The sequence below is a fragment of the Bacteroidales bacterium genome, assembly GCA_018334875.1.
GTDB lineage: Bacteria > Bacteroidota > Bacteroidia > Bacteroidales > UBA12077 > JAGXLC01.
In genome coordinates, this window is the sequence record JAGXLC010000137.1 from 1 (window position 1) to 10,077 (window position 10,077).

6 protein-coding genes are annotated in these 10,077 nt (G+C 41.3%); all 6 read left to right on the forward strand.

The genetic code is table 11. From position 1 onward, the window contains the following. On the forward strand, positions 1–320 hold a 320-nt coding region (locus KGY70_11645; protein MBS3775834.1), incomplete at its 5' end, for a hypothetical protein. 97 nt (positions 321–417) lie between these two features. Further along, positions 418–978: an RNA polymerase sigma-70 factor gene (locus KGY70_11650; protein MBS3775835.1), complete on the forward strand. Its 561-nt coding sequence runs from the start codon at positions 418–420 to the stop codon at positions 976–978. A 131-nt stretch (positions 979–1,109) separates the two neighbouring features. Further along, complete coding sequence (locus tag KGY70_11655; GenBank protein ID MBS3775836.1) at positions 1,110–2,117, forward strand: DUF4974 domain-containing protein; 1,008 nt, start codon at positions 1,110–1,112, stop codon at positions 2,115–2,117. 189 nt (positions 2,118–2,306) lie between these two features. After that, the gene (locus KGY70_11660; protein MBS3775837.1) at positions 2,307–5,771 is read left to right on the forward strand and encodes a TonB-dependent receptor; all 3,465 of its coding nucleotides are present in this window, start codon (positions 2,307–2,309) and stop codon (positions 5,769–5,771) included. Positions 5,772–5,828: 57 nt separating this feature from the next. Beyond that, the gene (locus KGY70_11665) at positions 5,829–7,400 is read left to right on the forward strand and encodes a RagB/SusD family nutrient uptake outer membrane protein (GenBank protein MBS3775838.1); all 1,572 of its coding nucleotides are present in this window, start codon (positions 5,829–5,831) and stop codon (positions 7,398–7,400) included. A gap of 158 nt (positions 7,401–7,558) precedes the next feature. After that, the coding region (locus KGY70_11670; GenBank protein ID MBS3775839.1) for a fused MFS/spermidine synthase at positions 7,559–10,077 on the forward strand (2,519 nt) is incomplete at its 3' end.

Genomic DNA, 10,077 nt, shown 5'->3' on the forward strand with positions numbered 1-10,077 from the left:
CCTGTTACTTTTTTGCCCGTTACATGGAAACATTTGATGATACGCCTTTGACTCTTGCAAAACAATATGCCGGCTTGCTGGAAAAAGCAGGAGAGAAAGCCCTGAATACGATCTGGGCAGCTAAAGTGGCCCCGGGTTGTGTAGCATTATATTCTGTAACCAGGGATGAACGATTTTTAAATATTGCTCCCCCTGTTATACAAGCAGTTTTAAAAGGTCAGCATCCTGAAGGATATTGGGTAAAGAATGGCAAACCCTGGATAACACTGACTCCGGAGCAGTGTTTTTGGCTGAGTGATATGAGTGGGAGGGTCGATTGAATACAAAACTTATTGATAAAACTTCTATTCTTAACATTTTCTTATTTTTGACTTTTATTTAATATAACAGGGATACGGCTTTTTAGCTCTGAGTATTATGCGAAAATCTACCGATGATTCATCCTTATTCAGGAAAATAAGAAAAGGAGATGAAAGGGCGTTTGAACTCCTTTTTTACCGTTATTATCCCCGGCTACTTGCTTTTGCCAGAGAGATTGTTCAAAGCGAGGATATTGCCAATGATATGCTTCAGGATGTATATCTCAAATTATGGGAAAAGAGAAAGGAGCTCCGCGATATATCTGTTAAAAACCTGCTTTATACCATGGTTCGGAATCAGTGTCTGAATTATCTCCGTCACCAAAGGGTAATTAATAATAAAAAGGTGTCAATATCTGAGATGAATCAAATAGAAGAACTGTATAATATTGATTTTCAGTCAAAAACATCAGATTTGCTGCTTGCGCAACAATTGGAAGAAGAAATTCAATACCTGATGAACAAACTTCCCAAAAAGTCAAGAGAAGTATTTAGACTAAGCCGGCTTAAGGGTTTGAAAAATAAAGAAATAGCTGAAGAATTGAATGTTTCTGAAAAGAATGTAGAAAAACACATTTCCAAATCCCTCCAACTTTTTCGGAAACACTTTCAGATCTAGCTTGAATAAATTATATTCTAACCAGCCAAAATCTAGCTTTTTATACCAGACTTATATATATATTTAAAAAAATTATATTTAATGGGTAGGGTTAACCCCATCTTTTCGTGTTGATAAATATGAATGGTTTTATGAAAGAAGAGTTAAAATATAAAGAATTGATTGTCAGATACCTAAATGGCAAAGCTTCCCCGCAGGAAAAGGGTGAACTGCTTCAATGGTTGAAAGAAAGTCCGAAACACATGGACTTTTTTGCAAGAGTTAAGAAGGATTGGGACCCGTTTTTGAATGCAGAGGATTTTGTTGATGATGCTTATCAGGAGTTTCAATCCAAAAAATACTTACGCCGGAATCTTAATGAAGCATTTGAAAGAAGATCGGGTGTCAAAAAACGCTTTATATATCCTGTACTTAAGGTGGCTGCTGTACTTTTGATTGGTCTTTTTGTAGGTTTTTGGATTTATGAGTATGATTCAACTGCTCCTGAAAAACAAACAGCTCAAACTGTAATTACCAGTCCAAGAGGTCAGAAATCCAGGCTTATTCTGCCGGATAGCACCAGCGTTTGGTTAAATTCAGAATCTACCATTCGTTATGCTTCTGATTTTTTAAATAACAGGGAAGTCAGGCTGGAGGGGGAGGCCTTTTTTAATGTGCGTAAGAGTAGAAAATCAGTATTTAGCGTACAAACAGATGATTATAGAATTAATGTAAAAGGAACGGAATTCAATGTAATGGCATATGAAGATTTTGACCGTACGGAAACCACGGTTGTTAATGGTAATATAGAGGTTTCCAGGAAAGGGCAGAGCGTCGGAGTGAAGGCAAAGGAAAAAGTGGTTTATGAAGACGGCAAACTTGAAAAGGAACAGGCTAATGTATTGGCGGCCACTTCATGGAAGGATGATATTTTTTACTTCGATCAGGTTCCGTTTAAGGAGCTGGTGAAGCGTTTAGAAAGGTGGTATGATGTGAATATAACGTTGAAAGGAGAGGATTTGAGTGATATTGAATATTCGGGTGTATTCAGAAATGAGGAAACCGTTTGGCAGGTGCTTGATGTTGTCCAAATGACTACCCCTATTGAATACAAAAGAAATCAATTCAGAGAAATCGTTATAACCAATAAGTCGAACTAAAAAAATCTGCCTATGTAAGAAAACCCAAATCCATTGTTTAAAAGAAAAAGGGGAAATGCCCCAACATTTCCCCAATAGTTAAGAAAATAACCGAAAGTTAAATTCTAAAAACCAGTTAAAATTATGAAAAAATCTTGGTTTATGCAAAATACCCAATTGAATGGGTATTTAAAAAAAATTCTTCTAATCATGAAGTTTACGGCAATTTTGATGTTGGCTTTTGCGATCCAGGTTTCAGCATCTTCTTCTTATTCGCAGAATAAAAGGCTGGATTTAAACCTGGAAAATGTCAATCTGAAGGAAGTATTCCGGCAGGTTGAACAGCAATCGGAGTTTTCCTTTTTCTACAAGGATGACATGATCAATAAGGAAAAGCAATACACCCTGAATATGGACGGAGTGTTCGTCAAAGAAGTGTTGAACAGGGTGCTGACGGATCAGAACCTTACCTACCAAATCAGGGATAAGGTAATTGTCATTCTTGATAAGGATAACAGGGGATTACAGCAGAAAGCACAACAACAACAAGAGATAACCGGTACGGTTACCGATGCCGAAAGCGGTGATCCCCTTCCGGGAGCAACCATCCAGGTTCAGGGGACTACTACAGGAACTGTAACCAATACAGACGGTTCCTATAAGATCGAGGTGTCGGATATGGAAGCCACCCTGGTATTTTCTTTTGTTGGTTATCAGTCAAAGACAATTCCCATCAATGGAAGAACGACCATTGATGTGGAGTTGGAAGAAGAAATGACGGAATTGGATGAAGTGGTAGTGATTGGATATGGTGAGCGTCAAAGAGAGGATGTTACTACTTCTGTTTCCAGTATTCAATCCGAGGATATTGAAAAGATTGCCGCTGTTTCTGCCGAGGAGGCCCTTCAGGGTAGCGTACCCGGTGTTCGCGTTCAATCCGGTGGGGGAACACCATGGTCCCGAAATGAAATTCGCATTCGCGGTGTGAATACCTGGGGTGTGGCTTCTCCACTGATCGTAATCGATGGAGTACCCATTACCGAATTTGGTTCCGGGGCAGAAGGACAGAGTGCGAGAGTACAGGATCTAAGAGGACCGGTAAGCATCATGTCTATGATCAACCCCAGCGACATTGAGTCCATCTCTGTACTTAAGGATGCTTCTGCAGCAGCCATTTATGGAATGCGGGCATCTAACGGTGTTATCCTTATTGAGACCAAACAGGGGGAAAGTGGAAGAACACAGGTAGACTTTAATGCCCGGTATGGGGTGAAAAATGTTCCCAACACCTATGATGTCCTTAATGTTGACCAATATGTTGATCTATACCGCGAGGCATTTACCAATAATCCCGATCAGGAGCTACCACCGGTTTTTGACTCCGATTCGGACGACTATCTTGGAGACAGATCTGCTGTTGATTGGCAAAAGCCTTATTTAAATAAGAATGCCGTTACCCAGGATTATAATTTGAAGGTTTCCGGCGGAACAGAAAATTCCACGTATTATTTTTCCTCAGGTTATACACATGAAGAAAGTCCTGTTATTTATGATGAAATGGAACGATACAGCTTTACGGCCAATACGGAAACAGACGTCACCGACTTTTTTAGGGCGGGTTTTAATATAAAAGGAAGCTGGGAGACCAATGATGCAAGTAACAGGGGCAGTATTGAAGAAATGGCTTCTACCCCGCCGTGGCAACCTATATATGGTGACGGAGCCGAAGGATATGCACCTGCTATAGTAGATAATACCCGTGGCGGAGGATTAGACGGAACGAAGAGATGGGGACCTGAAACCGACAAAAACAGATTCGGAGAAATGGCACTGATGAGTACTACTTACCGTGTCGGACGAATTCTTGGAAAAGGTTTTCTTGAGTTTAAGCCATTGGAAAATCTGTCTGTCAGGGGACGTGTAAGTACCGATTACTATTACAACAGAAGAAATCAGTTCCAGGATATAGATGCTTTTATGTTCAATACCACCCCCAGTGATCCAATCAGTCAGGCGGATCCTGAACTGGATGATACGGAAGGTTCTTATGGTGAACGGCATTTGAGAAACAAAAACCTGGTTAAGGAGCTTATTGTAAATTATACCAATTCCTTTGAAAATCATAGTATTGATTTACTTTTCAATGCACAGGATCAGTGGTATGGATTTGAAGGCATCTCCGCAAGTACAGAAGAAATGCACTATGCCAATGAGCTTTATTGGGGTGTTGGCGGACAAAAGGAGTATATTGGCGGTTTTACCGATCAATGGGAAAATTCACTGCAGGGCTACATGGGTCGTGCTTCCTATAACTGGAACAATCGCTATTATGCGGATTTTACCCTGCGTTACGATGGCTCATCCAAGTTTGCCAAAGGCAATCGTTGGGACTGGTTCCCGTCTTTCTCTCTGGCATGGCGCATCAGCGATGAATCCTTCATGTCAGGCATGGACTGGCTGACCGACCTCAAGCTCCGTGGTGGCTGGGGTAAGCTTGGTAACCATGAAATTGCCAATTATGCATATGTTTCCCTAGCCAATGAAAGTGCGACCTATAGTTTGGGAAATAATCCGAATGCCAGACACCCCGGCATGGGCATCGCTTACTGGGGAGCGGTATTTAACCAAAGCCCCAATAAATCCCTGGAATGGGAAAAAACCTATAATACCAATGTTGGGTTTGATGCGATCATTAACCAGAATTTCAGTGCAACTGTTGAAGCATACTATAAAAAGACTTCTAACTTGCTTTCAACAATTGAGATTCCGGCAAGTTCAGGGTTTGTTGCAAATCCCCCGGACAATTTTGGAGCCGTTGTTAATAAAGGGCTTGACATTGATTTAGGTTATCGGGGAAGAACAGGTAACTGGAATTATTCTGTGAACGGGAACATAGGATTTGTTAATAACGAAGTGGTTAAATTGAAAGACGGTGCTCCATTCGGCAGTGGAACGGGACGGGTTGCTGAAGGCAATCCTCTTTTCTACATCTATGGGTATGAAGTGGGTGGAATGTTTCAAAATGAAGAAGAAGTAGAGGTGTACCAGGAAAATTATGATGACGTGCCTGCAGAAGGCGGTAAAGTCTCACCCGGAGATTTATGGTTTAAAGATGTAAGGGGTAATCCCGATGAAGAGCACCGCTTCTATACGCCCACATCCGATAGTACGGTAAATCAGTATGACCGCCATTATTTAGGAAAGACCATACCAGGATTCACTTATGGGTTTAATTTTAGTGTGGGTTATAAGAATTTGACTTTTAGTGCCAATTTTTACGGCGAAGGTAATGTCGAAGCTTATAACTGGTCACGTGTTGGCTTTGTGAACATGTCCTCCAAAGGAAACAACCAGGTAACCGATGTTTTGGATAGATGGACTCCGGAGAATAAAGATACAGATATGCCCAGAGCTGTAGCAGGTGACCCGGCCGGTAATAACCGGTTTTCAAGCCGTTTTGTTGAAGATGCTTCTTATTTACGGCTTCAGTCGGTTAGGTTGAGCTATACCCTTCCTGACTGGCTTTTTACCGGTTCAGGTACAGGCCAGCGTATCAATATATGGGTAGGGGGATCCAACTTATTTACAGTGACCAACTGGACCGGATTGGATCCTTCAACCAATGGAATTCCTACCCCAAGAATATTTAGGGCAGGGTTGAATGCCTCTTTTTAAATTTTTTAAAAGGAATGACATGTAAAAATTTCGTAAACATTAAAATTATATATCGTTATGAAAATGCTTAAATATATTATAGTAACTATTGTTGTAGGAGCCTTGTTTGGCATCAATGCCTGCGACAAAGACAATCTTGATCTGAAGCCTCACGCTCCTTCAGAAGCTGGTTATTTCGAGGAATCTTCCAGTTTTGAGCGTGGTATTTACGGGGCTTATGCAAAGATGTGCGATATCTATTCTCATAATACGAACAGTCCGCTACACGCTTTGTGGTTATTGCCCGCTGATGATGTAACTTCCACTGGTGCATGGTCTTATGAAATCTTTGAGGGGATTGATGCAGGGGATGGCCGGTTAACTGATTTTTTTGAATACTTCTATCAGGTGATTAATCGCTCGAATTTGATCATTAATAAAGCGAATCAAAACATAGATATATTTGATGAGGAAGAGCGGGAAATTGTCAATCAAACTAAAGGGGAGGCCCTTTTCCTACGGGCTTTTGCGCATTTTAAAGTCTGGCAGTTTATGGGTAAAAATATTCCGGTCTGGACCGACAGAAAAGTGCTTAGTCCGGATGTATCACTTGAAGATATGCGGGTTCCAAGTGCCGGCAGCCATAATGCCGTGCTGGATACCTGTATTGCCGATTTGAAGCAGGCAAGAGAGCATCTGCCAGAAACCTGGGAGGAGAGGTATGAAGGCCGTGTTACAAATGATGCGGCAAACGGCTTGCTTGGGAAAATTTATATGTTCCGTGCGTGTTATAATGATGGAAATAGCGAGGATTATAACAATGCCCTTCAGGCTTTTGATCAAATCGATAACCATTCACTTGCCGAACATTATGGGAACAACTTTGATGTAACAACAGAGAACAATGTGGAGTCGCTGTTTGAATATCAGGCCAGCAATGCACCCAGTAATGAAAATATCTGGCTCTCTAATGACTTTGATCTGGCAATAGGCCGGATGAGTGCTTCCTATCAGTATTTTGACAATACATGGAATTATGATAGTTGGGTACCTGGTATTCTATTACCTACTGATAAGCTTATCAACATTTTTGAAACCGGAGAAAGTCAGGATCCTCGTTTCGCTGAAGTGGTTCAGGCCAATGACAATTCTCCCTACCAGGGTTGGGAAATTGTGAAGTACACCAAACGTGGACAATCTGCCGGTGATTTCGGTTCATTCTCTTCCACAAACAATTACCGGTTGTTGCGAATGGGGGACATCCTTTTATTGAAAGCTGAGGCTTATTTACAGACAGGAAATAACGGAGATGCACTTGACCTGGTTAATCAGATCCGCGAACGTGCCAGAAATTCTGTGCCGGATACCGTAAACACTCCTTCTGACGAGCCTGCCGATTTAAGCTCGATAACTATGGCGGATATAATGGATGAACGGTTAAGAGAACTGGCTTGTGAGGGACATCGGTGGCCCGATCTGAAAAGATGGGATGCTGCAGGATACTTAGACCTTGAAGATTGGAATGCCACGGATTTCAGCACAAGATTTGAAAATAGTTTTGTGTTTAATTATCCTGTAAATTTGGTTTATCCGATACCTACTTCAGAGTTGGATCAAAACCCGAATGTTAATCAGAACCCTGGTTATTAGTGGGTAGCATAAAGAGTAAAAATTCACAGATGAATTAAATTTAAAAGCAGAAGCGGCTACCATTCATGTTGTATGGAGCTGCTTCTGCTTTTTTTGGATTACATTTTTAAACGTTCATTTGTTTGCTGTATATTAACATCTAATTTTCATTCGTGCAAATGACAGACAAGAATAAGCTTACCATGAATAAATCAGGCAACAAAGCTATACAGCAATATCTGTTGTTCCTGGTTTTGTTCTTTTCAGGTGTAACAGCTCTGATCTACCAGATTATCTGGATCAGAAAATTCGGATTGGTTTTTGGAGTACATGTCTATTCAATTACTACTGTACTTACCGCTTTTATGGCCGGGTTGGCACTGGGGAGTCTGATATTTGGCAAAATAGTGGATAAGAAAGACAACCCTTTACGGGTTTTCTTTTTGCTTGAATTGGGCATTGGATTGTTCGCCCTTTTTTTTCCTTTTCTCTTTGATGTGCTTTCTCGTGGTTATGGAATCATAGCTCAAAATATGACCCTCCCTGATTATGGTCAGCAGCTTATTCGGTTTAGCATTGCTTTTTTGTTCTTGTTGATTCCTACCACCCTAATGGGCGGAACATTACCGGTAATTATCAAATATTTTGTGCGGCGTCTGGGAAATCTTGGCAGCGGAGTCAGCATCCTTTATGCTCTTAATAATCTGGGTGCTGTAATTGGAGGGTTTTTGACCGGCTTTATATTGATCCGCCTGATAGGTGTTCAGGCCTCTTTACTTATTGCAGCAAGTCTGAATCTGGCCAATGCACTCATAACCTGGCTTATTGCCCGAAGATTCAAGAAAATAATCCTTCAAACCGATGAACGTTATGTAGAAGAAGAAAAAATTGTCAGAAAAACCGAAGACGAGAAGGTGGTTTATAAACTTCCAAAGTCTATCGTCCGGCTTGTACTTTGGGTTTTTGCCATTGAAGGATTTACCACCCTTGCTTATGAAGTGATCTGGGGGCGAATACTTATCAGTTTTTCCTTTGATAAAACCGTGTATTTTTCTACCATTCTCGTGGTAAGTTTCATTTTCGGCCTTTCTTTGGGAAGTTTTTTAATCCGTAAATGGATTGACCGGGGAAAATATCTGCTTTCATTGCTGGGATATATTGAAGTGGCCATTGGCTTAATTTCCTTTGTGCTTCTTTTGTTTTTTTCCTGGTTGGCATCGTTCCTTTCTGAACAGCGTGAATTAACCGATACCTGGATGCAGGTGGCGGGTAAAGAATATTTCATTTTCTTCCTTCTGCTGAGTATCCCCACAACTTTGATGGGTTTTACCTATCCCATCGTAAGTAAATTGTATACCCAAAATATAAAAAATCTGGGGAACCGGATGGGTACCATTGGTTTTCTGGATACCATAGGTTCTATACTCGGATCTTTTGTGGCCGGCTTTGTGTTGATTCCCTTTTTCGGTGTTGTGATTTCTTTTTTGATAATTGTCTCCATCAATGTGTTGATTGGTTTGTTGGTGGTTCTTTCTCACCCTGTTATGTCTAAACGACTGAAATATTCTATTACAGGAGGAACCCTTATTCTATTATTGGTATTATCCATTCAGATTCCCGACCGGCGATATTTTACCTGGTGGGATCAGCTTGATTACAAAAAGACTTTTTTTGGTGAACATTATACCCGTCTGTTATTTTACGATGAAGGCGCGGGTTCAACGGTTACTGTGAGGGAATATCCCTTTGGCGATGGTTATCTGGCCTTGAACGTTGATGGTCACAATACAGCTTATTCCACCGATAAAGACCGCCGGGTGAACGGTTTGCTGGGGTATCTGCCGTATATTCTCCATCCCGATCCCGAAAACGCTATTGTTATTGGCTATGGCATGGGCGTTACTGCCCATTCCCTGGTGCAACCGGATATGAAACAGATCGATATTGCCGAGATTGTGCCCGGAGTGCTCAAAGCTTCGCCGATTTTCTCTGAATGGAACCATAACGTGCTGGAAGAACCCAAAGTAGAAGCCCATATTGAAGATGGCCGCAGCATGATTTATATGAGCAGGGACAAGAAATACGACATCATCACTTCAAATGCCATACACCCCCGCCTGAGCAACAACATTTATACGCGTGATTTCTACCAGATCTGCAGGGAGAAGCTTGCCGACGACGGAATCATCTGTCAGTGGATTCCCCCAAACTGGATTAGTGAAAAGCATTTTAAGGCATTGGTCAATGGCTTTGTGGATGCTTTTCCCCATTCTCAAATGTGGTATATTAACGAATACAGTACTCTCCTGGTAGGGAAAAAAGAGCCGATGGAACTGAATTACGGACTGATCCGGGATAAAATGGCCAATAACGAAAAATTAAGCAAGGAAATGGCCGATTTTGGTATTCCTGATCCGTTTATGTTGCTTTCGCAGTTTATTTTTGATGCGGCAGACCTTGAGGAATATACCGAAGATGCTGCGGTGAATACAGACAATCATCCCATCGTTGAATTCAGTAAGATCATCAACATTGCGCCGAGTGTGCCGGTATTGAATGACATCAGAAATGCTGATCCCGATTATAAGGAGAAAATTGTGAATGCGGATGACGCTGAATATGAAATGCCGGTTATTCTTAAGCGCATCCAGAGTTACAGGGATTTTCACAAGGCGCATATTGAATCCATCATCAAGTC